The 22,006-nt window shown below is 67.1% G+C and carries 18 protein-coding genes; 9 read left to right on the top strand and 9 right to left on the bottom strand.

The window, feature by feature from the left end; all coding sequences use genetic code 11:
- The first annotated feature begins 350 nt into the window (after positions 1-350).
- The 4 genes from ACY34H_RS21960 to pulA all read left to right on the top strand — a co-directional run bounded on the left by ACY34H_RS21960 (position 351) and on the right by pulA (position 7,344).
- The gene (locus tag ACY34H_RS21960) at positions 351-1,400 is read left to right on the top strand and encodes a glycosyltransferase family 9 protein (protein ID WP_464979593.1); all 1,050 of its coding nucleotides are present in this window, start codon (positions 351-353) and stop codon (positions 1,398-1,400) included.
- Entirely contained in the window at positions 1,397-2,455 is a 1,059-nt protein-coding gene (locus tag ACY34H_RS21955) for a glycosyltransferase family 4 protein (RefSeq protein ID WP_464979592.1), read from the top strand. The genes ACY34H_RS21960 and ACY34H_RS21955 overlap by 4 nt, the downstream gene beginning before the upstream one ends.
- 161 nt (positions 2,456-2,616) lie before the next feature.
- Positions 2,617-3,750: an FMN-dependent L-lactate dehydrogenase LldD gene (gene lldD / locus ACY34H_RS21950; protein WP_464979591.1), complete on the top strand. Its 1,134-nt coding sequence runs from the start codon at positions 2,617-2,619 to the stop codon at positions 3,748-3,750.
- A gap of 438 nt (positions 3,751-4,188) precedes the next feature.
- Positions 4,189-7,344, top strand: coding sequence for a pullulanase-type alpha-1,6-glucosidase (pulA, locus tag ACY34H_RS21945; protein WP_464979590.1), 3,156 nt, complete (start codon positions 4,189-4,191; stop codon positions 7,342-7,344).
- Here the strand turns inward: pulA and ACY34H_RS21940 are convergent.
- The 3 genes from ACY34H_RS21940 to ACY34H_RS21930 form a co-directional block, all read right to left on the bottom strand.
- The gene (locus tag ACY34H_RS21940) at positions 7,338-8,273 is read right to left on the bottom strand and encodes an MBL fold metallo-hydrolase (RefSeq protein ID WP_464979589.1); all 936 of its coding nucleotides are present in this window, start codon (positions 8,271-8,273) and stop codon (positions 7,338-7,340) included. The genes pulA and ACY34H_RS21940 overlap by 7 nt on opposite strands.
- 92 nt (positions 8,274-8,365) lie before the next feature.
- A complete protein-coding gene (locus ACY34H_RS21935; protein WP_464979588.1) occupies positions 8,366-8,551 on the bottom strand; it encodes a hypothetical protein in 186 nt (61 codons plus the stop codon).
- 14 nt (positions 8,552-8,565) lie between these two features.
- A complete protein-coding gene (locus tag ACY34H_RS21930) occupies positions 8,566-8,793 on the bottom strand; it encodes a hypothetical protein (protein WP_464979587.1) in 228 nt (75 codons plus the stop codon).
- Between the two features lie 504 nt (positions 8,794-9,297).
- On the opposite strand from ACY34H_RS21930, the gene ppc reads away from it, so the two are divergent.
- Both ppc and ACY34H_RS21920 read left to right on the top strand, forming a co-directional pair.
- Complete coding sequence (ppc, locus tag ACY34H_RS21925) at positions 9,298-12,135, top strand: phosphoenolpyruvate carboxylase (RefSeq protein ID WP_464979586.1); 2,838 nt, start codon at positions 9,298-9,300, stop codon at positions 12,133-12,135.
- A 150-nt stretch (positions 12,136-12,285) separates the two neighbouring features.
- Complete coding sequence (locus tag ACY34H_RS21920) at positions 12,286-13,491, top strand: extracellular catalytic domain type 2 short-chain-length polyhydroxyalkanoate depolymerase (protein ID WP_464979585.1); 1,206 nt, start codon at positions 12,286-12,288, stop codon at positions 13,489-13,491.
- Here the strand turns inward: ACY34H_RS21920 and ACY34H_RS21915 are convergent.
- From ACY34H_RS21915 to ACY34H_RS21905, 3 genes are read right to left on the bottom strand one after another with little or no spacing between them, the layout of a single operon-like run.
- Positions 13,488-14,150, bottom strand: coding sequence for an FMN-dependent NADH-azoreductase (locus ACY34H_RS21915; RefSeq protein ID WP_464979584.1), 663 nt, complete (start codon positions 14,148-14,150; stop codon positions 13,488-13,490). The genes ACY34H_RS21920 and ACY34H_RS21915 overlap by 4 nt on opposite strands.
- On the bottom strand, positions 14,147-14,581 hold the full coding sequence (locus ACY34H_RS21910; RefSeq protein WP_464979583.1) for a carboxymuconolactone decarboxylase family protein: 435 nt from the start codon (positions 14,579-14,581) through the stop codon (positions 14,147-14,149). The genes ACY34H_RS21915 and ACY34H_RS21910 overlap by 4 nt, the downstream gene beginning before the upstream one ends.
- A 58-nt stretch (positions 14,582-14,639) precedes the next feature.
- Positions 14,640-15,074 (bottom strand): GNAT family N-acetyltransferase, encoded by a 435-nt coding sequence (locus ACY34H_RS21905; protein ID WP_464979582.1) that lies wholly within the window; start codon positions 15,072-15,074, stop codon positions 14,640-14,642.
- Positions 15,075-15,173: 99 nt separating this feature from the next.
- On the opposite strand from ACY34H_RS21905, the gene pdxR reads away from it, so the two are divergent.
- Positions 15,174-16,601: a MocR-like pyridoxine biosynthesis transcription factor PdxR gene (gene pdxR / locus ACY34H_RS21900; RefSeq protein ID WP_464979581.1), complete on the top strand. Its 1,428-nt coding sequence runs from the start codon at positions 15,174-15,176 to the stop codon at positions 16,599-16,601.
- A 33-nt stretch (positions 16,602-16,634) separates the two neighbouring features.
- Here pdxR and ACY34H_RS21895 read toward each other — a convergent pair whose 3' ends face one another.
- Positions 16,635-17,522: a serine hydrolase gene (locus ACY34H_RS21895; RefSeq protein ID WP_464979580.1), complete on the bottom strand. Its 888-nt coding sequence runs from the start codon at positions 17,520-17,522 to the stop codon at positions 16,635-16,637.
- 301 nt (positions 17,523-17,823) lie between these two features.
- Between ACY34H_RS21895 and ACY34H_RS21890 the strand changes: the two genes are divergently transcribed.
- Both ACY34H_RS21890 and ACY34H_RS21885 read left to right on the top strand, forming a co-directional pair.
- Positions 17,824-18,699: an NmrA family NAD(P)-binding protein gene (locus ACY34H_RS21890; RefSeq protein ID WP_464979579.1), complete on the top strand. Its 876-nt coding sequence runs from the start codon at positions 17,824-17,826 to the stop codon at positions 18,697-18,699.
- A gap of 213 nt (positions 18,700-18,912) precedes the next feature.
- A complete protein-coding gene (locus tag ACY34H_RS21885; RefSeq protein ID WP_464979578.1) occupies positions 18,913-19,458 on the top strand; it encodes a hypothetical protein in 546 nt (181 codons plus the stop codon).
- 94 nt (positions 19,459-19,552) lie between these two features.
- On the opposite strand, the gene ACY34H_RS21880 is transcribed toward ACY34H_RS21885, so the two are convergent.
- On the bottom strand, positions 19,553-20,890 hold the full coding sequence (locus ACY34H_RS21880) for an acyltransferase family protein (protein ID WP_464979577.1): 1,338 nt from the start codon (positions 20,888-20,890) through the stop codon (positions 19,553-19,555).
- A 48-nt stretch (positions 20,891-20,938) separates the two neighbouring features.
- The gene (locus ACY34H_RS21875; RefSeq protein ID WP_464979576.1) at positions 20,939-21,982 is read right to left on the bottom strand and encodes a cation diffusion facilitator family transporter; all 1,044 of its coding nucleotides are present in this window, start codon (positions 21,980-21,982) and stop codon (positions 20,939-20,941) included.
- Positions 21,983-22,006 lie beyond the last annotated feature (24 nt).

Raw genomic sequence — 22,006 nt, 5'->3', positions numbered from 1 at the left:
GCGCATTGTAGGGAGCGGGTATGACGGCGATATGACAACAAGGAAATAATAATTTCCCTGAGGAACCTAAAAGCAGCATTGCGCCGGCTCGCCGCAGGTAATGGCGCTGACATATTCGCCCGGTAATCTGTCGGATCCGGCCCTTCATCGCGGCGTCCCGAGGCGGGGCAAAGGGTCCGGAGACCGCGTAAAGCCGGTAATGCCATGTAAAGATGGCGGTAGCACGGTGACGGGAGCGCTCCTTGGCCCTACAATACCGTTTGCGCCGTCCGTGAAGTCCGCGCACGCCGCTCAGCCGTCGCTCCGTCATTCAACCACTGCCCGAACAACGACATTCCAGAATTCCGGTAATGCCTCCCGACTCATCACGCATCCTCATCTGCCGCACCGACAACATCGGCGACGTCGTGCTGACGCTGCCGCTGGCCGGCTACCTCAAGCAGCGCTTTCCCGGCGTCGCGGTCGACATGCTGTGCCGTGCCTATGCCGCGCCGGTGGCGCGCTGCAGCCGCTTCATCGACGACGCGCTTGCACTGGAGGAGCAGGACATCGACCGGCTGTTCGAGGGCGGGCGGTACGAGACCGTCATTTTCGCGTTCCCGCACCGTGCGCTGGGCCGCGCCGCGCGCCGCGCCGGCGTGCCGAACCGCGCGGGCAGCAGCCACCGGCTGCATCACTGGTGGACCTGCAACCGGCTGGCGCATTTCAGCCGGGCGCGCTCGAGCCTGCACGAAGCCCAGCTCAACTTCGCTCTGCTGAAGCCGCTGGGCATCGATCACATACCGGCGCTGGCGGAGATCGCGCCCCTGTATGGCTTGCAGGCGCCGCGCTCGCCGGAGATCGCCGCGCTGTTCCGGGCGGCGCCGTTCAACCTGGTCCTGCACCCCAAGTCCAACGGCAACGGCCGCGAATGGCCGCTGGAGCGCTACACCGAACTGGCCGCCAGGCTGGCCGCCGATCCCGGCATCGCGATCTGGATCACCGGCAGCCGCGCCGAGGGCGAGCTGCTGGCGCGCGACGCCCGGGCGCTGCTGGACAGCCCGAACGTGCACAACCTGTGCGGCCGCCACGACCTGGGCGGCCTGGTGTCCCTGATCGGCATGGCGGACGGACTGATCGCCAGCGGCACCGGCCCGCTGCACATCGCCGCGGCGCTGGGACGCAACACCCTCGGCCTGTTCCCACCGGTCCAGCCGATCGATATCGCCCGCTGGGGTGCGCTCGGCGCGAATGCCACGTCGCTGAGCGGTGCGCAGCGCTGCGACACGTGCACCGGCGCGCAGGCCTGCACCTGCATGGCGGCGATCGGCGCCGCGCAGGTTGCCGACACGGTTTTCCAATGGCGCGGCCGTGCCGCGGCGCAGGACGCCGACAGCCGCCGGACCGCGGCGCGACCATGACGCCGCGGCTGCTCGTCACGCTGGACGCCATGCGCTTCGAGAACACCGGCCTGCATACCTTCGGCCGCAGCCTCGGGCGCGAACTGGCCAGGCAGGGCGCGGGCGCTTTCGACATGAGCGCGTACACGTATCCGGGGCAGGACGGCGTGCTCGGCGAGCGGGTGTCACATGTCCGGCATCGCAGGTATCACCGCTGGCATTTCCCGCGCGGCGGCGATTTCGACGTGGTCCACTTCGCCGACCAGTATTGCCGCTTCGGCCCGGCCCGGGTGCGCGGCCGCACGGTGATGACGGTGCACGACCTGAACCAGGTGCACGAACAGCCGCCCGGCAGCCGCAGGGCCGAGAAGCACCTGCGCCGCATGGCGCCCAGGATCGCCGGTGTCGACCGGGTGGTGGCGATCTCGGAATTCGTCAAATCCGACATCCTGCGCTTCTTCCCGGCCGCCCGGGACAAGATCTCGGTGATCCATAACGGCGCCGATTTCAGCTGCGCGCCCGCCGGGCACCAGCCGCGTTTCATGCCGCCGGGCCGCTTCCTGTTTGCCGTCGGGATGGTCTGTCCGAAGAAGAATTTCCACGTGCTCGTGCCGCTGCTGTGCGGCAGCGACCGCACGCTGGTCATCGCCGGCGTGATCAAGGAAGACTACCGGCAAAGGATCCTCGAGGAAGCGGCCCGCTTCGGCGTTGCCGGCCAGGTGGCGGTCACCGGCCCGGTCAGCCAGCACGACAAGGACTGGTACTACGCGCACTGCGACGCCTTCCTGTTTCCCTCGCTGGCCGAAGGTTTCGGCTTGCCGGCGCTCGAAGCGATGCACCACGGCCGCCCTGTGTTCCTGTCGCGCCTGACCAGCCTGCCGGAAGTCGGCGGCGCGGCGGCCTGCTACTTCGACCACTTCGATCCGGACCACATGCGCGAGGTCTTCGCGGCCGGCCTGGCGCGCTTCGGCGAGAATGGCGGCCCGCAGCGGGTCCGCGCGCATGCGATGGGATACACGTGGGAGAAGGCGGCACAGGGCTATCTGCGCCTGTACCGCGACTGCCTGGCGGCCTGACCGGGCCGGTCGCCGCACCCGGGCCACTGCTTGCGGCACGTTCTCTCATCAATTTGACTACACAAGAGCAGTTGCGGCACTACAATTGATCGTTTCGTGAAAACGCCGCGCGTACCGGCTTGCCGGCGGCATGGCATGGCGATCAACTTTTTACCGACCACATGATCATTTCATCCGCGACCGATTTCCGGGCTGCCGCGCGCCGCAGGCTGCCGCCGTTCCTGTTCCACTATCTCGATGGCGGTGCCGGCGCCGAACAGACGATGAGCGCCAACATCGCCGACCTGCAGCAGGTCAAGCTGCGCCAGCGCGTGCTGAAAGGATCGGAGCAGCTCGACCTGTCGACGGAATGGTTCGGCAGCCGCCACGAGTTGCCGATCGCGCTGGCCCCGGTGGGCCTGACCGGCATGTACGCCCGGCGCGGCGAAGTGCAGGCGGTGCGTGCCGCCTGCAAGCGCGGCATCCCGTTCATCCAGTCCACGGTGTCGGTGTGCCCGCTGGCGGAGGTGGCTGCCGCGGCCGACCGGCCGATCTGGTTCCAGCTGTACGTGCTGAAGGACCGCAGCTTCATGCGCGACGTGCTGCAGCGCGCCAGGGCGCTGGGTGCGTCGACGCTGGTGTTTACGGTCGACATGCCGGTGCCCGGTGCCCGCTACCGCGATGCGCACAGCGGCATGAGCGGGCCGAACGGGCCGCTGCGGCGCATGCTGCAGGCGATGACGCATCCGCGCTGGGCCTGGGACGTGGGCCTGTTCGGCCGGCCGCACGACCTGGGCAACATCTCGGCCTACCGCGGCGCCGCGACCGGCCTGGCCGACTATATCGGCTGGCTCGGCGCCAACTTCGACCCGGCCATCGGCTGGCAGGACCTGCAGTGGATCCGCGACGAGTGGCAGGGCCCGATGGTCATCAAGGGCATCCTGGAAGCGGACGACGCGCGCGACGCCGTGGCCTTCGGCGCCGACGGCATCGTCGTCTCGAACCATGGCGGGCGCCAGCTCGACGGCGCGCTGTCGACCGCCGCCGCGCTGCCGGCGATCGCCGACGCGGTCAAGGGCAAGACCACCATCTTCGCCGACGGCGGCGCGCGCACCGGCACCGACGTGTTCCGCCTGCTCGCCCTGGGCGCCGACGGCGTGCTGCTGGGCCGCGCCTTCGTGTACGCGCTGGCCGCGCAGGGCGAGGCCGGCATCGCCAAGCTGCTGGCGATCATGGAAAAGGATATCCGGACCAATATGGTGCTGACCGGCGTGAAGTCGGTCAGCGAGATCGGCCCGCACCTGCTGGCACGCTGACCCACGGTTGCATTACGACCAGCTCAGCCATACAGGAATCGTCGTAACACGCTGATTTCAAAGATGTTGCTAAAATTCGGGGACAGTCCCCGAATTTTAGCAACACCGCCCCCTCCCCCGCTGCCTCCCCGTCGTTTTACGACCAGCCCAGCCATGCAGCTGGTACTGCAACCCGTTGATTTCACTCATGTTGCAAAAAATCGGGGACTGTCCCCGATTTTTTGCAACACTGCCCCCCGCAGTTGCATCTTTGCCTGGCGCGCGAGTGGCCTGTTACGGTTGCTCGCAAAAAAAACGGCTCTGTAGTGAAAATAAAACAACGCACAGAAACTCCCGAGCTGAACCCTAGAAGTCAGTAGTATTATTACAACCACGACGCCCGTGCAGCGCAGAACCCCCGTCAACGCCCAAGGCGTCCATAAAAACGAAGGGAGACATATGAACATCGGAAGTAGTCTGATTTCACGCTGGAGCCTGGCGCTGACCATTGCCAGCCTGCTGGCTGCCTGCGGCGGCGATTCCGCCAATACCGGTGACACCGGCGATGCCGGCAATACGCGGCAAAGCGCCGCCGCCCCGCTGCGCCTGGCCGGCGCGGCCACGGCCGCCAGCGCCGCGACGCCGGTGGCACCCGGCACCATCCGCATGCACTTCCACCGCACCCAGGGCGACGAAGCCCAGTGGGGCGTGTATTCGTGGGACGGCCCGCTGGTGCCCAGCCCGGCCTGGATCACGGGCCGCTTCATGTTCACCGCCAGGGATGGATTCGGCGGCTATGTCGACATCCCGCTGGCTGCGGGAAAAAGCGCCATCCACTTCCTCGTCACCGACGGCAGCGGCACCAAGAACTGCGCCGCCGACCAGCATGCCGACCTGCAGCCGGACGTGATGACGGCGGGCCAGGAAGTGTGGATGCTGGAAGGCGACTGCACGGTCTACGCGGACCAGCCCGCGCTCAGTTTCGGCAACCTGGCCAGCGCCAGGGCGCACTGGCTGTCCGCCACCACGCTGGCCTGGCCCGGCGCGCCGGCGAACGCCACCTACAAGCTGTACTACGCGATGAATGGCGGCATGGCGGCCACGCCGGATGCGGCCAGCGGCCTGGCCGGCGCCGAAGGCAGCCTGGCGCTGCAGCCCGCCGCGCTGCCGGACGCGATCCGGCAGCAATACCCGCACCTGGCAAGCGCCACCGGCCTGCGCCTGGCCGATACCGACGCCGCCGGCATTGCCCGGCTCGCCACGGCGCAGTTCGCCATCGCCCAGTACGGCGCGGATGGCGCTCTGGTGCAGGTGACCTCGCTGCAGCAGGCCGGCATGCTCGACGACCTGTTCGCGGCGCGCGCCAGCGCCGCGCAACTGGGCCTGACCTTCGACCGCCTGGGCGTGCCGACCTTCCGCGTCTGGGCGCCGACCGCGAAAGCCGTCCGGCTCGACGTCTACGCCAGCGCCGGCGCGGCGGGCGCCACCACCATGGCCATGACGCGCGATGCCGCCAGCGGCGTCTGGTCGTACACCGCGCCGGATGCCTCCTGGACCAACCGCGCCTACTACACCTACACGGTGCAGGTGCTGTCGCGCTGGGCCAACAACACGGTGGTGACGAACACGGTGACCGATCCGTATTCGCTGAGCGTGTCCGCCAACAGCACGCGCAGCTTCGTCGCCAACCTGGACAGCCCGCAGCTGAAACCGGCGGGCTGGGACGGCCAGCGCATTCCCAAGCTGGCCGCGCCGACCGACATCGCGCTGTACGAACTGCATATCCGCGACTTCTCCGCATCGGATACCACGGTGCCCGCCGCCCACCGCGGCAAGTACCTGGCCTTCACGGACAGCGAGGCGGCGCCGATGCGCCACCTGAAGTCGCTGCAGAAGGCTGGCCTGACCCACGTCCACCTGCTGCCCAGCTATGATTTTTCCAGTGTCGACGAAACCGGCTGCGTGACGCCCGCCATCCCCGGCGCGGCGGCCGATGCCACCACCCAGCAGGCCGCGGTAGCGGCGACGCGCGACAGCGACTGCTTCAACTGGGGCTACGACCCGGTGCACTACAACACGCCGGAAGGCAGCTACGCCACCGATGCGCGGGACGGCGCCGTGCGCGTGCGCGAATTCCGCGCGATGGTGCAGGCCCTGCACGAAGCGGGGCTGCGCGTGACGCTGGACGTGGTGTACAACCACACCAGCCAGTCGCAGCAGGGCCCGCTGTCGGTGCTGGACCGCATCGTGCCGGCCTATTACTACCGGCTGGGCGCCGAAGGCAATATCCTCAACGACAGCTGCTGCGCCGACACGGCCCAGGAAAACGCCATGATGGCCAAGCTGATGGTCGACTCGGTGGCGCTGTGGACGAAGCAGTACAAGATCGACAGCTTCCGCTTCGACATCATGGGGTTCACGCCGCTGGCCCTGATGAAGCGCCTGCAGGCTGCCGCCGACGAGGCGGCCGGCCGGCCGATCTACCTGTACGGCGAAGCCTGGAACTTCGGCGCGGTCGGCAACGATGCGCGTTTCGTGCAGGCGCGCCAGGCCAATATGTTCGGCAGCGGCATCGGCTCGTTCAACGACCGCATCCGCGACACGGTGCGCGGCGGCGGCTGCTGCGACACCGGCAGTTCGCTGGTCGACCAGCAGGGCTTCGTCAATGGCGTGTGGTTCGATCCAAACGGCCAGTCGGCGCAGACGCGCGACGATGCGCTGCGCCTGGCGGACCTGGTGCGGGTGGCGCTGTCCGGCACGCTGCGCGACTACCGCTTCACCGACCGCTTCGGCAACGTGCGCAGCAATGCCGAGATCGATTACTTCGGCCAGCAGGCGGGCTTCGCCGGCAGCCCGGCGGAAACCATCAACTACGTCGAGGCGCACGATAACCAGACCCTGTTCGACGTCAACGCGCTGAAACTGCCGCAGGGCACCAGCCTGGCCGACCGGGTGCGCGCCCAGGCCCTGGGCAATGCGATCAACATCCTGGCGCAGGGCGTGCCGTTCATCCATGCCGGCCAGGAAATCCTGCGCTCGAAGTCGCTGGACCGCGACAGCTACAACGCGGGCGACTGGTTCAACCGCCTCGACTACGGCTACACGACGAACAACTTCGGCGTCGGCCTGCCGCTGGCCGAGAAGAACCAGGAAAGCTGGCCGATCATGGCGCCGGTGCTGGCCAACCCGCTGATCAAGCCGGATACCCAGGCCATCCTGGCGGCAAAGGCCGGCTTCGAGGAGTTGCTGGCGATCCGCCAGGGCAGCACGCTGTTCCGCCTGCGCACCGCGCAGGACGTGATCGACCGGCTGAAGTTCCACAACACCGGCCCGGCGCAGGTGCCGGGCGTGGTGGCCATGAGCATCTCGGGTGCCGAGCCTTACCCGTACCCGGGTGCGAAGTACCAGCAGGTCGTCGTGCTGTTCAACGTGGACAAGGCGGCCAATACCGTCACCATCCCCGAACTGCGCGGCCGCAAGCTGAAGCTGCACGATATCCAGCGCTTCGGCAGCGATCCGGTGGTGCGCACGTCCCGCCATGACGCCGCGACGGGCAGCTTCACGATCCCGGCGCGCACCACGGCGGTGTTCGTGCAGATGGCGCCAGGTCAGTAGTCCCAGATCACCGGCACCCAGCGGAACCTTTCGCCGTCGGCCGCCACCCGGCCGACGGACGGGAACGGCAGGTGGGAAGCCACCAGCAGTCCGCCGTTTTCCGCCAGCTCGCGGAACAGCCCGAAGCGCACGCGGGCCGACTCCGCGGGATCGTGCTCGAAGCCGTTGTGCCACTCGGGGTGGTCGAACGCGACCGGGAACATGGCGTCGCCGGCGAACAGCAGCCGCTCGCCGCCGGACACCAGGTCGACCACGCTGTGCCCCGGCGTGTGGCCGCCGGTGAGGCGCACGGTGACGCCCGGCGCCACCTCATGGCGGTCCCTGAACAGGCGCAGGTTGTCGCCGTAGGCTTCCAGGAAGGCCGTCGCGGTGGTGCGCAGTACGGCCGGCACCGGTTTCGGCATGACCGTATGGGAAAAATCAGGCATTGCCCAGAAAGCGACTTCCTCGGCGGCCACGTGGATGCGCACGTCCGGGCGCAGGCGTTCCTTCACGCCGGCGACGAGCAGGCCGCCGACATGGTCCATGTGCATGTGGGTGACCACGATGTCGGTCACGAACGCGAGATCGATGCCGGCGGCCGCCAGGCGCTGGGGGAATTGCCCGGCCCGCGGGAAGCCGGGGAACTGGCCGCCCAGCCCCGCATCGACGAGGATGGTCTGCTCGCCGCTGCGCGCCACCAGCACGTTCAGCGGCCAGTCGAACATGTCGTGGGGCAGGAACATGTCGTCCAGCCACGTCGCCAGGTCGGCCGCTGGCGCGTTCGTGGCCATCGTGGCGGACGGCAGCGGCAGCACGCCATCGCTGACGACCAGCACGTCGATGTCGCCAACCTGCAGCGCATAGCGTGACGGCACCAGCTCCTGGGGCGCTACGGGGTTCTCGTTGACCCGGCTGGCGGGGCGGACGGCGGGGGATGCGGTGATCATGATGAACTCTCCTGGATGATGGACCGCAGCGAAAGGCTGCATGTCCGCATCGTAGGCAGGGAGAGCCCGCGGCGGTAGGCCCGCGGGATGACTCACGGTGGTGCCTGGAAGGCACCAAACGATGAGGCATTGCTACGCCGCTCCAGCTGCCCGGACGGCGCCGGCGGGAGCGGGGCCAGGATCAGAATCAGGATCGGGATCAGGATCGGGATCGGGATCAGGATCGGGATCGGGAGTGAAGTCTCTGCCGCCGCATGCCGCGCGAACGGCGCCGTCATGCGGAAGGCCTGCCTCAGTCCAGGCGCTTGAGCCGCTGGCCGTGGATGCCCCACTGGCAATCGGTGCCATCGACGTTGCCGCACAAAACCCAGCCGGTGCCGACTTTCGCCACCGTGACCTTGCTGCCGAGTTCGGCGGCGAGCTTCTCGGCCCACACGCCGGCGGCTCCCTGTCCCTTGAACAGCTCCTTGCCCTCGTAGATCACGGTGGCATCGAATACGGGCATGGCGAAGACGGTCATTGCTACCTCGGCGATTTTTCTGGTTGGGGCGCTATCGTATCACCCGCCACGCCGGGCGTGCCTGCAGCCGGCGTGCACGCTCCCCGCGATTCGCCGAACCCGCGTCATCATTTTCACCAGACTCATTGCGAAAAACGCGGAATCTGGCCGAAGTTACAAGCTTTTCGGCAAACACGTCAAGTGATTTACAAGGTAGTTTGACTACATGTAGTGATTTTACGAAAAAAGACCATAATTTATGGAGCTTGCTACAAATTCGTTGACACGCCATTCATCGCTGATGCATATTTTGAATAATCGCTGGGCGCTTACCAGCGCGTGGAGAATCGACCAGTTCTCGAAATAAAGTTCGCACTCCACAAAGGGGCTAGCAGGGCTTTCCTGTCAGATCCGGCGCGCCGCAAAGGATCGCTTCATCGCCAGCTCGTTGAGCAGTGGTGTAGTTTTATTAGCCCCGGCCGGCACGACACCGGGACAACGTTTCCAACTTTCAACACTGACCATATGCAAAATCGCGCTCTCCACGAACCCGACCACCCTGCTTTCACTGTTTCCGCCGATCTGCCGAACCACGACAAGGACGCGCCGTTGAAAGAGGACATCCGCCTGCTCGGCCGGCTGCTCGGCAATGTGATCCGCGAACAGGAAGGCGAAGCGGTGTTCGACGTTGTCGAAGCGATCCGCCAGAGCGCCGTGCGTTTTCGCCGCGAAGACGACCGCGCCGCCGGTGCGGAACTGTCCGCGCTGCTCGCCGGGCTCGCGCCGGAGCAGACCAATGCCGTGGTGCGGGCGTTTTCCTATTTCTCGCACCTGGCCAACATTGCCGAGGACCGGCACCACATCCGCCGCCGTCGCGCCCACCTGCTGGGCGGCTCGGCGCCTCAGCCATCGTCGGTGGCATTCGCGGTGACGCGGCTGAAGGAAGCCGGCGTGGGCCGCGACGCGATTGCCGCGTTCCTGCGCGACGCCCTCATTTCGCCGGTGCTGACCGCGCACCCCACGGAGGCGCAGCGCAAGAGCATCCTCGACGCCGGCCATGCGATCGCGCGGCTGCTGGCCGAACGCGACCTGCCGCTGACGCCGCGCGAGCGCGAGCGCAATGTGCAGCTGCTGCAGGCGCGCATCGCCACGCTGTGGCAGACCCGCATGCTGCGCTATGAAAAGCTGACGGTCGCCGACGAAATCGGCAATGCCCTGTCCTATTACCGCACCACGTTCCTGCGCGAGCTGCCGGCGCTGTACGACGACGTCGAGCGGGAAATCGCGCATGGTTTCGGCGGCGGCGCCCTGGACCTGGCCGACGCGGATTACCTGCAGATGGGCAGCTGGATCGGCGGCGACCGCGACGGCAATCCGAACGTCAACGCCGGTACGATGCGGCACGCATTGCTGCGCCAGTCCGGCACCATCGTCGAGTTCTACCTCGATGAAGTGCATGCGCTGGGCGCCGAGCTGTCCACCTCGACCCTGCTGGTGCCGGCAAGCGAAGAACTGCTCGCGCTGACCCGCCAGTCGCCGGACGACTCGCCGCATCGCAGCGACGAGCCGTACCGCCGCGCGCTGATCGGCATCCATGCGCGGCTTGCCGCCACGGCCGGCGAGCTCGGTGTCGCGGATATCCTGCGCAAGGACGCCGGCCGTTCCCTGCCCTACCGCGATGCCGCGGAACTGCATGCGGAACTGTCGGTGCTGGCGGCATCGCTGGCGGCCAACAACGGCGCGATCCTTGCCGAACCGCGCCTGAACGGCCTGCTGCGGGCGGTCAGGATCTTCGGCTTCCACCTGGCGTCGCTCGACATGCGGCAAGGTTCGGACGTCCACGAGGCGGTGCTGGCCGAACTGTTTGCCCGAGGCGGCGTCGAACCTGCCTACGCGGGGCTCGACGAGGATGCCAAGGTGGCGCTGCTGCTCGGCGAGCTGGCCAGGCCGCGCCTGCTGTTCTCGCCGTTCCTCGATTATTCCGACACCACCAGCTCGGAGCTGGAAGTGTTCCGCACCGCGCGCGAACTGCAGCGCCGCTTCGGCACGCGGGCCATCCGCCATTACATCATCTCGCACACCGAGACCGTGTCCGACCTGCTCGAAGTGCTGGTGCTGCAGAAGGAAACCGGACTGCTGCATCCGGAAGGGATGCGCGGCGCGGTGATGGTGGTGCCGCTGTTCGAGACCATTCCCGACCTGCAGAGGGCCGCCGGCATCATGGCGCAGTGGATGGCGCTGCCTCCGGTGGCACAGCTGATCGGACACCAGGGCCACCTGCAGGAAGTCATGCTGGGCTACTCGGATTCCAACAAGGATGGCGGCTTCCTCACCTCGAACTGGGAGCTGTACCAGGCCGAGCTGAAACTGGTGGAGGTGTTTGCCGGCGCCGGCGTGCGGCTGCGCCTGTTCCATGGCCGCGGCGGCACCGTCGGCCGCGGCGGCGGCCCCAGCTACGAAGCGATCCTGGCCCAGCCGCCGGGTACCGTCAACGGCCAGATCCGCCTGACCGAGCAGGGCGAGATCATCTCGTCGAAATTCTCGAACGCCGAAATCGGCCGCCGCAACCTCGAACTGCTGGTGGCGGCCACCCTCGAAGCGGGCCTGCTGCCGGCCGGCACCGATGCGCCGCAGGCGTCGCGCCTGGCCCGGTTCGAGGAGGTGATGGCCGACCTGTCGCAGCGCGCTTACCAGGCCTATCGCGGCCTGGTCTATGAAACGCCCGGCTTCACCGACTATTTTTTTGCATCGACGCCGATCGCCGAGATCGCCGAACTGAACCTGGGATCGCGCCCGGCCTCGCGCAAGTCGACCCGGCGCATCGAGGACCTGCGCGCCATCCCGTGGGGCTTCTCGTGGGGCCAGTGCCGCGTGCTGCTGCCCGGCTGGTACGGCTTCGGCAGCGCGGTATCCCAATGGCTCGACGAGGGCGACCGCGTGACGCGCCTGGCCACCCTGCAGGACATGTCGCTGCACTGGCCGTTCTTCGCCACGCTGCTGTCGAACATGGACATGGTGCTGGCCAAGACCGACCTGGCGATCGCCTCCCGCTATGCGGCCCTGGTGCCCGACGAAGCGTTGCGGCAGCGGATCTTCGAGCGCATCGCGGCCGAACATGCCGCCACCGTGCGCTGCCTGGAGCACATCACCGGCAACGGCGACCGGCTGGTCCACAATCCGACCCTGGCGCGCTCCATCCGGAACCGCTTCCCGTACCTGGATCCGCTGAACCACCTGCAGGTGGAACTGATCGGCCGCCACCGTGCGCAGCCCGCCGCCCCGGAAGACCGCCACAACCGGGTGCATCGCGGCATCCACCTGTCGATCAACGGCGTGGCCGCCGGCCTGCGCAACACCGGCTGACATCACCGCCAGCCGCAAGAAGTTGCCGTAAAAACAGGGACGGACCCTGTTTTTCAGGCAACTTTCCGGGGAACCGGGCTGGCCGGCGACCACTGGCCAATCCTGCAGTCCTGTCCTATAGTGGATGAGCGCTTCAACAGGAGCCTTGCCATGACCGCCAGAGCCGCACCTCCCTTTGCAACTCCGCTCCTGTGTTTGCTTGCTCTACTGCTTTCGGCGGGCCCTGCCCTTGCCGACGACGGCAAGGGTTTGCGGCGCGGGGCGAAATCCGACGACGTCACCATCTCCGGCGTGTCCGCCGGCGCGGCCATGGCGCTGCAGTACGCGGTCGCGCACTCCGCCTCGGTCACCGGCGTCGGCGCGATCGCCGGGCCGCCCTGGGGCTGCGCCGAGGGCCTGCTGACAAAGTCGATCAATGCCTGCATGTGCGGCAGGCAGCCGATCGTGCCGAAGGCGGGCGCGGCGCGCAAACTGGCGCAGGACGGCGAGATCGATGGGCTGGATCCATCCGGCCGGCCCAGGGCGCTGAAACGGGCTTATGTCTTTCAAAGCGCCGCCGATGAAACCGTCGTCCGGCAGTCCGGCGACGCCAGCATCGCCTTCCTGCGCGAATTCGTCGGCCCGCAGACCGTCGTCGATACCGGCAATGCCGCCAACCGCAGCAATGCGGCCCGGCATGGCATCATTTCTCCCGCCGGACCGGACGCGTGCGAAGTCGAACGCGACACCGATATCTACATCCGGCAATGCGGGAACGAAGACAATGCCGGCAAACTGCTGCGGGCACTGAAGGCGCCCGGCACCCGCCATGACGCGCGCCAGCGCCAGCCGGACATACCGGAAAGCGAAATCTGGGAATTCAGCCAGCAGCCGATGATCGATGCGGTGAAAAGCGGCGCCGGAGCGGTTTCCGGCGACCTGCCGGGCGGACTTGCCAGCCCCCGGCGCGCCAGTTTCGACATGGCGGACAAGGGCTATCTCTACGTGCCGCCCGCCTGCCGCATGGCCGGCAGTCGCTGCGACGTGCATGTCGCCCTGCATGGCTGCAAGCAGGATGCCAGGAAGTTCGCCGTCCTTTCCGGCTACAACAATTGGGCGGAGCATTACCGGACGGTGATCGTCTATCCGGCCATGAAAGCAGGCCTCGATGCGGTGGCCGGCAACATCTGCCGCGTCGAAGGTTTCCGGCACTTCGTTCCCGTGGAACTCGAAGAGCGCAATCCGAACGGTTGCTGGGACTGGTGGGGCTACCTTGAAAATGGCTGGCCCAGCCCCCCGAAGTACATCACCAGGAACGCGCCGCAGATGCAGGTCATCGAACGCATCGTTGTCGACGTCACCAGGCCGCTTCCCTAGCGCGGCGTTCCCGCGCTCGCCTGCCGGGCGCGGCCGGGATCGAGCGCCGCCAGGTCCATGCCGGCGACCAGGACATCCCGGTCGGCCGCCAGCCGGGCTTCGTCCGCGAACGCGGTGGCCTGCAACGGCAGGAACTGCAGCGATACCAGTCCCACGCAGCCCAGCGCCGCGGTGAGATAGGGAATCATGAAGTCTGGCTGCTTCGCGCGTTCGCCGGTAAATACGCCGCCGGAGGCGATACCGATGTAGACCGGCTTGTCGCGCAGGAGACCGAATTTGCGCCCGTCGGATGCCGCCCCGATGGTCCGCCCCATCCTGAGCACGTGGTCGATCCAGGCCTTCAGTACCGACGGCACGGTGAAATTGTTCATCGGCGTGCCGATCAGCACGACATCGGCCGATTCGATCTCGCCGATCAGTTCCTCGGACAGGCGCGTGGCCGCAACGGCCTGGCCGGACGCCAGCGCCGAGGGCGACGACAGCGCGGCCGCGTAAGCCTCTTCCGGATGCGGTACCGGATCGCGTCCCAGATCACGCCGGGTTACCGAGACACTCACCTGGCCGGCTGACAGCCGGGCGAGCATGGCGGCGGACAGTTGCCGGCTGTATGACGCTTCGCGCGGACTGCAATCGATGTGCAGGATGTGCATGGTCTTCATTGCCGCATGCCGATCGCGAGCCGGTTGAACGCGCTCATCAGGGCGATGGCAAAGCTCAGGTCGGAAATCTCCGCATCGCTGAAATGCAGCTTGAGCGGTTCGTAGTCCGCATCCGGCGCGTGCGTCCGGTCGACGTGCGTCAGGGCCTCGGTCCAGGCCAGCGCGGCGCGCTCGCGTTGCGTGAAGCGTTCCGACACGCGCCATCCGGCGAGGCTGTCCAGCCTGGCGTCCGGCGTGCCGCCGGCACGCAGGGCGGCGGCGTGCATCTCGAGGCAGAAGGCGCAGCCGTTGATCTGCGACATGCGCAGCCAGGCCAGTTCGATCAGCTCCTTGCCAAGGCTGCTCTTTTCAAGTGCCAGTTTGGTGGCGCCGAGGCCGCGGTACGCTTCGGGGGAAAGGGTGTGGTAAGGCAAACGTTGTGGTGTGCTCATGAGGTCTTCTTAAATGCCAGGTGGGTTCATCGGTAAAAAACGGGGGAACAAGCGAGAATCAAAGGAGGCCAAGGCGGAAATGCAGGCCGGCCGCCAGCAGGCCTTGGCGGTAATAAAAGCGCTGGCCCAGCGCATTCGCCAAGGCGGTATCGAGGACCAGGTTGGCACATGCGTGCCCGCGCGCCGCCTCGCGCAGCGCATCGATCAACGCGGCGCCCACGCCACGGCCACGGCTGCCGGCGGACGCCGCCAGGTCGTCGACGTAGAGGAAACGCCCGTACAGCAGGTTTTCCTGGATGCGGTAACCCGCCAGGGCAACCACACGGCCGGCCTGCCAGGCCAGCAGCAAGCGGTATCCCTGCCCGGCCTGGCGCCGCGCCTGCGCGACATATGCGGCGGCGTCGGCCAGGTGCGGACGCAACTCGCGCATGACGGCGAAGCTGGCGTGATGGTCCTCGTCCGTGACGGCGAGGCTGAGGCGAAGATCGTTCATGGGCTTTTCCTTGCGGTGAAGCCCATAATTTAAGACAATCTTGGCATATGAGGCAGGTGCAAGAATTGCGTGAATGACTGGGACATCAACGGGTACCGAATGGATCTACAGCTATTGAAGCCGAGCCCTGGGCGGGACGACCCGGTCTACCTGCAGATCTACCGGCGCTACTGCGAAGCGATCGCGGCGGGAAAACTCAAGCCCGGCGACAGGGTCCCGTCGATACGCAGCCTGGCCAGCGAACTGAACCTGGCACGCGGCACGGTCGAACTGGCGTACCAGCTGCTGGCGAGCGAAGGGTATTTCGTCGCGCGCGGTGCCGCGGGTACCGTCGTGTCTCCCCGCCTTGCCCGCCTGCCCGAACGGGCGGAAGCGAATGCCGCTGACAAGCGCGTCGACGCGGCGCCGCGCCAGGACGCGGCATCGGCGGAAGTCCTGCCCTTCCAGCTGGGCTTGCCCGCACTCGATGCGTTCCCGCGCAAGACCTGGGCGCGCCTGGCCGGCCGCACCCTGCGCATGCTGGACACTGCCGCCATGACCTACCCCGATCCTGCCGGATACGAACCGCTGCGCCGCGCCGTGGCGGCGTACCTGGGCATTTCCCGTGGCATCGCGTGCTCGCACGAGCAGGTCTTCATCACCGGCGGCTACCGCGGCGCGCTCGGCCTGGCCTGCCGCACACTGCTGCAACCGGGCGACACGGGCTGGTACGAGGATCCCGGATACCTGTTCGCCCGGCAGTACCTGGAGCAGGCCGGCATGCGCCTGGCGCCCATACCGGTCGACGCGGAAGGACTGGATGTCGGCCTGGGTATCCGCCATGCCGGCGCGGCCCGCTTCGCCGTCGTCACGCCCACGCACCAGAGCCCGATGGGCATGGCGCTGTCACTGCCACGGCGCCTGGAACTGCTGGAGTGGGCGAAGGATCGCCAGGCCTGGATCGTCGAGGATGACTACGACAGCGAATTCCGCTATCACGGGCGCCCGCTGCCAGCATTGAAGAGCCTCGATGCCCATGGCAGGGTGCTCTACACCGGCACCTTCAGCAAGGTGCTGTTCCCCGGCCTGCGGCTGGCCTATCTCGTGGTGCCCGCATCCCAGGTTGGCAGGTTCAGGCGGACGATCGATCACGCATCCGGTCCCGGCTCGATCCTGCCGCAGGCAATGGTCGCGGATTTCATGGAACAAGGCCATTTCGCCCGGCACCTGCGCAAAATGCGGGCGCTGTATGCAGCGCGGCGCGGCTACCTCGTCGACGCGCTGGCGCAGACGATGGGCGAGCGCCTGCATGTCCAGCCGCAGGCGGGCGGCATCCATGTGCTGGCGCATTTGCACACCCGGCAGGACGACCGGGCAGTGGCCAGGGCCGCGGCAGCGGCAGGGCTCGCGGTCGGCGCGCTGGGCGACTGGCGGTTCGGCACGGCGCCGCCCGGCCCGGCCCATGGCGGCCTGTTGATGGGTTTCGCCAACTTTGCGACCGCGGCGGCAGCGCTGGCAGCGGTGCGCCGGCTGGAGGCATGCATGTAGGGCAGGTGCTGACTGTGCAGCGTCACCGCGCCGTCAGCGCCGCCTTTTCTTCCGCACCGCGCTCTTGCGGCGCACCACTTTCCTGGCCTTTGCTTTTGGCGCGTCACGCCCGGCGACCATGCGCCGGATCTTCAGCGCATCGGCGATCCTGACGGCCGAGGTGCCCGCGTTCAGCAGCACCATCGTCGCACTCTTGCCGGCCGCCCTGATCCGCATGATCAGGCAGCGGCCCGCCTCGGCCGTGTAACCCGTCTTGGACAGGCGGATGTTCCAGCCCTTTGCGCCGACCAGGCGGTTGGTGTTGTGGTACTCGACCTGGCGCCCCTTGATGCGCATGATGTCGCGCTTGTCGGTGGTCAGCCGGGCGATGGCCGGGTAGCCTGCCGCGGCGGTCGCCATCTTGACCAGGTCTTCCGCGGTGGACGTGTTGGCGGGCGACAGCCCGGTCGGCTCGTGGATCCGGGTCTGGTCCATGCCCAGCGCGCGCAGCTTGGCGTCGACCGCCGCCTGGAATGCCGTGGGGCCGCCCGGGAACGTGCGCGCCAGCGATGCCGCCGCGCGGTTATCCGACGACATCAGCGCCAAATGCAGCACGTCGGCGCGCGACAGCGTGGCACCGACCGGCACGCGCGACCTGCTGAACTTCAGCCGGTCGACATCGTCGCTGTCGATTTTGATCTTCTCGTCCATGTCGAGCTTCGCATCGAGCACGACCATGGCCGTGATCAGCTTCGTCAGCGAGGCGATCGGCACAACCTTGTCGGCGTTTTTCTCGAGCAGGATCTTGCCGGTACGGTTTTCGACGACCAGCACGGATTGGGATCCCAGGGGTACCGCGGCGGCGGCCGCAGTGGAAACGGAAACGGACATTGCAGCGGCGGAAACCGCGAACAGCAAGGCGGCAGCGAACTTCTTGATCATGTGATGTGAAGACGGATGGGCGGACAGGGCAAAAACCGGCAACCGCAATAATACATTTGCGGGAATGTATTCGATGATACCACCGCAATCCGTCACCGGTCGATTGCTTTCAGACATTCCGTGGCGCCGCCCGGCTCCCGCCCTGGAGTGCGCCGTCTGCCGCGGCAGTTATCTACACTCGCCAGACTTGCCAGACCCGGCTGTCAGACCCGGCTGCCAGACTCGGCTGCCAGACTCAGGCGCCGGCCAGCCGATCCAGATGCCGCCGGCCAGCGCGCCGCTCCCGTGAAGGAGGATATCCATGCACATCATCGTTGGCGGCACCGGCCGCGTTGGCTCGGCGACCGCGCGGGCACTGCTGGAGCGTGGCGAGCCGGTCACGATCGTGACGCGCGACGCCGCGCATGCCGGCAGCCTTGCCGAAGCCGGGGCACGCATCGCCGTCGCGGACATCCACGATACCGGCAGGCTGCACGACATCCTCCGCGCCGGCACGACGGCGTTCCTGCTCAATCCCCCGGCGGCGCCGTCGACGGACACTGACGCCGTGGAGCACGCGAATCTCGATGCGATCGTCGCCGCGGCCAGGGGATCGGGCCTGCGCAAGATCGTCGCGGCGTCGACCTACGGTGCGCGTCCCGGTCCGCCGTGCGGCGACCTGACGGTGCTGTTCGACTTCGAGGAAAAGCTGCGCGCCCTGGGCATCCCGCTGGCCGTCAACCGCGCCGCCTACTACATGAGCAACTGGGCCGACATGCTCGACATGGTGCGCGAGCGGCGCACGCTGCCGAGCTTTTTCCCGCAAGACCTGGCGCTACCCATGGTCGCCCCGGCGGACCTGGGCGTTGAAGCGGCGCGCAGGCTCATGGCGCCGCCGGACGACACCGGCGTGCAATACGTTGAAGGGCCGGCCCTGTACACGCCGCGCGACGTCGCCGACGCCTTTTCCGCCGCCCTTGGCGTGGCCATCGCGGTCGAGGTCACGTTCCGCCAGGAATGGGAAGCGGCATTCAGGCAGCTGGGTTTCTCGGAACGGGCGGCGCGCACCTATGCATGCATGACCGGCACCGTCGTCGATGATGCCGGCAAGTGGCCCGCCACGCCGGTTCGGGGCTCCACTACCCTGCAGGCGTTTATCCGCGGCTCCGTCGCCCTGGCCGGTTCCGCCCAGGGCTGACGCCGACCAGTCCCGACCTAACCTGTATCCGCTGCATAGTTCAGCTCCCAGGCGCCGTGCCACCGCGGCTGGGAAAGAAAACGGTAGGCCACGCCCTACCACCATCAGCCAGTTACCAGGCCCGGACCGCGTTGTTATCCTGAAAAAGCTGATCGATCGATCATGCAGCCCGTCCCATCCGGCGACCAGGGCAATTCATTCAAGGAGAAAACCATGACAGTCATTCGCAACGACCTGGTGTTGTCGCAATCGGCCTTCAGCCATGTCATCGATGTGCCGTTCGAGAAGGTCGATATCGCCAGATGGCTGTTCACCCTGCCGGACGCGGAATATCAGCGCTGCGCCCCACCGGACCACATTGCCGCCGGCGCGACCTTTACCGACGACGGCCGCCGCATGTCCATTAATGTCGAGATGATCGGCTCGGGCCTGGTGGTGCAGCACTACGTCGGTGAAATCACCGAAGCATCGCACTGCCGGATGGTGTCCACGTCCGACGTGTTCACGCCGACGGGCCGTACGAAAGTACAGGTGATCTGGGATCTGAGCGTCCGCAAAATCGACGATACCCGCACCGAATACACCAATTCAGTGATCTCCCATCCGACCGAGGAATTCCTTGGCTTCATCAAGGAGCACGGCATCACATGGGAAAAGGCAAGCAGCGACCGGCAGCAATCGTCGGGCGACCACAACCGCCGTGAAACGCCGCTTTTTGCTGAAAGCATCGCACGTGCGGCGCGTCGAGCCGACGCCTGACAGTCCATTGCCGCATCCGCCATGGTCCAAGGCCGAGGTCCAAGGCCGAGATTCAGGGCCGTGGTCGAAGGCTGTGTCCGGCGCCGCGCCGGTTTCAGGGCGGCCCTGCCACCGGGCCCGCCGAACCTGGAGCCGCGATATCCGGCACCGCCTGGCGAGGATGCCGGCGCCCGTTCAGGAAGACGCCGAGAAAGGTCCGGCGCACCAGGAAATGGTAGGAAGCCAGCAGGATGACCGCCGTGATCGCGAGGACCAGGAACAGCTTGACCATCCAGTGCAGCGGCCACGCCAGCATCCACGCCTGCAGCAGCATGACGATGGGAAGATGGATCAGGTACATCCAGTACGACGCATCGGCCAGATAGCGCCAGCGCGGGCTCGGGGTCGCGAGATGGCGAAGGGCCAGCCCGATCACGCAGAACGTGGCGCACCATTGAGCGACAAGGTAGGCGCCGAGATACAGCACGCGCTCCAAGCTGCCCTGCGGAATGACGGTCAGCCTGGGCGCGGTGCCCGCCAGATAAAGGGCGCCCGCGATACCGAGAACCGCGCCTGCCAGGTACAGCGGCCAGCGCGCCGCCAGTACGTCCAATGCCTGCTGTTGCCGGTGCAGGAACCAGCCGACCAGGAAGGCTCCGCCGTAGGAGATCAGGCTGGGCAGGTTCGGTACCAGCCCCGCGATCGGCGACGGGATACCCTGCCATTGCACCCACCACGGCGCGCCATACAGCGAGGCGGCGACCGGGACCCCAAGCAGGACCGGCGCGACGCAGCGTCGAATGGAGCGTTCGAGCAGGCGGCCGGTCGCCTGGCGCAGCGCCCCGCCGGCATCGATGCGCACCACGACGGCGCGCAGCAGCAGGACCAGCACATACAACACCAGCAGCATGTACAGGAACCACAGGTGTCCCCACGGGACCTGCGGCCCGATGACCGGCATCGGGTACGCCATCGTCTCCATACCCCTGACGCCGAGCTGGCGCACGCCCCAGATCATGGCCACGACGATCAACGGCATCGTCAACGGATAGAACACGATCAGCGGCAAGGCGATGCGGCGCAGCCGGTTCTTCAACAGCCCGCGGCTGCCAAGCCGCGCGTGCAGCAGGCGTGCAAAGAACCCGGCGACCAGGAAGTACAGCGACATCCTGAACAGGTGGATGACGAAATACACGATTCCCAGTCCGGTACTCGTGGAAGCATCCGCCAGCGGCCAGCCTGCTTCCCGATAGCCCGGCAGGAATGACATGAGCGCATGGAGCAGGATGCCGGCCAGCAGCGCCCCGCCGCGGACCGCATCGAGATGATGAAACCGTTGCTGGTCCGACTGGATGTCCATGGATCCGCCGATGTGGTGGCTGCGCGCAGCATGGCTGCGAAGTGACGGCTTGCGTTCCCGCCGGTCCGACGAGATTACGACCGGGATGCGCATGCTGTCCAGCGAAGCTCGCCGGGTCCGCCATAAGGAAGAGGCAAGGCATCAATGCAGGGCGGCGCGCAAGGCGGATGCCTCGAAATAGATCTGGCGGATGGCGGGATGTCCGGCTGCCACCGCGGCTTCGAGCCGGGCGATGGCCTGCTCCACCTCGTCGATCGGCATGCCGCGCCGGAACTGGACGGACGCCGCCAGCAGCACGTCGCCGGGGCCCATCTGCATCGTGCGCAGGCTGGCGACGGATTCCAGCGCGTTCTCGCGCGCGAACAGCGCGTGCAGGGCAGCCAGTTCGTCACGGTCGATGCTTTCGCCCACCAGCAGGCCGCCGGTTTCCCGGGCCAGCATCGCGGCCGCGCCGATCAGCAGAAGGCCGATCAGGATAGAGGCGGCCGGGTCCGCATACGGATTGTCGAAGTAGTGGCCCAGCGCGATGCCGCCCGCCGCGATCGCGATGCCGAGCAGCGCGGCCGAGTCCTCGATGAAAACCGTGAATACCGAAGCATCCTTGCTAGCGCGGACCGCCTGCCACAGCGTGGTGCCCGGCTTGCGCATGGCATTCAGGGCCTTGCGCGACACGTTCCAGCTGTAGCCCTCGAACACGGCGGCCGCCGCCAGCACGACATAGTTCCACAGTGGGTCTTCCAGCGGCGGCGGCGCCTTCAGCGCGGCGACGCCATGGTAGATCGACAGCCCGCCGCCCAGCGAGAACACCGACAGCGCAACGATCAGCGCCCAGAAGTACAGCGACTTGCCATAGCCGAACGGATGCTGGCGGTCGGCTGGACGCGCACTGCGGCGCTCGCCCAGCAGCAACAGGAATTCGTTGCCCGTGTCCACCGCCGAGTGGATGCCTTCGGCCACCATCGCCGCGCTGCCGGTGATCCCCGCCACGATGAACTTGGCGGCCGCGATGCCCAGGTTCGCGGCGATCGCGGCGTAGATCACTTTTTGCGAACCCTGACGCGATGCGGGTTCCACCGCGGCACCGGCGTCCGGCCGATCCATGGCAACCCCGGCATGGTTCCCGCGCTCGTGCGGCGGTACGCTCTTCGATGTATTGGCGTGGCTATCGGTGCTGGCGTCTTTCATGGGCTTCCTCTCCGGATCGAGATG

The sequence above is a fragment of the Pseudoduganella sp. jia 9 genome (assembly GCF_055502615.1).
The sequence above is the reverse complement of the archived record's forward strand: the minus strand, read 5'-3'. Positions and strand labels throughout refer to the sequence as shown.

What these genes read in the sequence shown, in the direction of transcription:
- ACY34H_RS21960 (WP_464979593.1), top strand. Translation starts at nt 351, where the DNA reads ATGCCTCCCGACTCATCACGCATCCTCATCTGCCGCACCGACAACATC.
- ACY34H_RS21955 (WP_464979592.1), top strand. Translation starts at nt 1,397, where the DNA reads ATGACGCCGCGGCTGCTCGTCACGCTGGACGCCATGCGCTTCGAGAAC.
- lldD (WP_464979591.1), top strand. Translation starts at nt 2,617, where the DNA reads ATGATCATTTCATCCGCGACCGATTTCCGGGCTGCCGCGCGCCGCAGG.
- pulA (WP_464979590.1), top strand. Translation starts at nt 4,189, where the DNA reads ATGAACATCGGAAGTAGTCTGATTTCACGCTGGAGCCTGGCGCTGACC.
- ACY34H_RS21940 (WP_464979589.1), bottom strand. Translation starts at nt 8,273, where the DNA reads ATGATCACCGCATCCCCCGCCGTCCGCCCCGCCAGCCGGGTCAACGAG.
- ACY34H_RS21935 (WP_464979588.1), bottom strand. Translation starts at nt 8,551, where the DNA reads ATGACGGCGCCGTTCGCGCGGCATGCGGCGGCAGAGACTTCACTCCCG.
- ACY34H_RS21930 (WP_464979587.1), bottom strand. Translation starts at nt 8,793, where the DNA reads ATGACCGTCTTCGCCATGCCCGTATTCGATGCCACCGTGATCTACGAG.
- ppc (WP_464979586.1), top strand. Translation starts at nt 9,298, where the DNA reads ATGCAAAATCGCGCTCTCCACGAACCCGACCACCCTGCTTTCACTGTT.
- ACY34H_RS21920 (WP_464979585.1), top strand. Translation starts at nt 12,286, where the DNA reads ATGACCGCCAGAGCCGCACCTCCCTTTGCAACTCCGCTCCTGTGTTTG.
- ACY34H_RS21915 (WP_464979584.1), bottom strand. Translation starts at nt 14,150, where the DNA reads ATGAAGACCATGCACATCCTGCACATCGATTGCAGTCCGCGCGAAGCG.
- ACY34H_RS21910 (WP_464979583.1), bottom strand. Translation starts at nt 14,581, where the DNA reads ATGAGCACACCACAACGTTTGCCTTACCACACCCTTTCCCCCGAAGCG.
- ACY34H_RS21905 (WP_464979582.1), bottom strand. Translation starts at nt 15,074, where the DNA reads ATGAACGATCTTCGCCTCAGCCTCGCCGTCACGGACGAGGACCATCAC.
- pdxR (WP_464979581.1), top strand. Translation starts at nt 15,174, where the DNA reads ATGGATCTACAGCTATTGAAGCCGAGCCCTGGGCGGGACGACCCGGTC.
- ACY34H_RS21895 (WP_464979580.1), bottom strand. Translation starts at nt 17,522, where the DNA reads ATGATCAAGAAGTTCGCTGCCGCCTTGCTGTTCGCGGTTTCCGCCGCT.
- ACY34H_RS21890 (WP_464979579.1), top strand. Translation starts at nt 17,824, where the DNA reads ATGCACATCATCGTTGGCGGCACCGGCCGCGTTGGCTCGGCGACCGCG.
- ACY34H_RS21885 (WP_464979578.1), top strand. Translation starts at nt 18,913, where the DNA reads ATGACAGTCATTCGCAACGACCTGGTGTTGTCGCAATCGGCCTTCAGC.
- ACY34H_RS21880 (WP_464979577.1), bottom strand. Translation starts at nt 20,890, where the DNA reads ATGCGCATCCCGGTCGTAATCTCGTCGGACCGGCGGGAACGCAAGCCG.
- ACY34H_RS21875 (WP_464979576.1), bottom strand. Translation starts at nt 21,982, where the DNA reads ATGAAAGACGCCAGCACCGATAGCCACGCCAATACATCGAAGAGCGTA.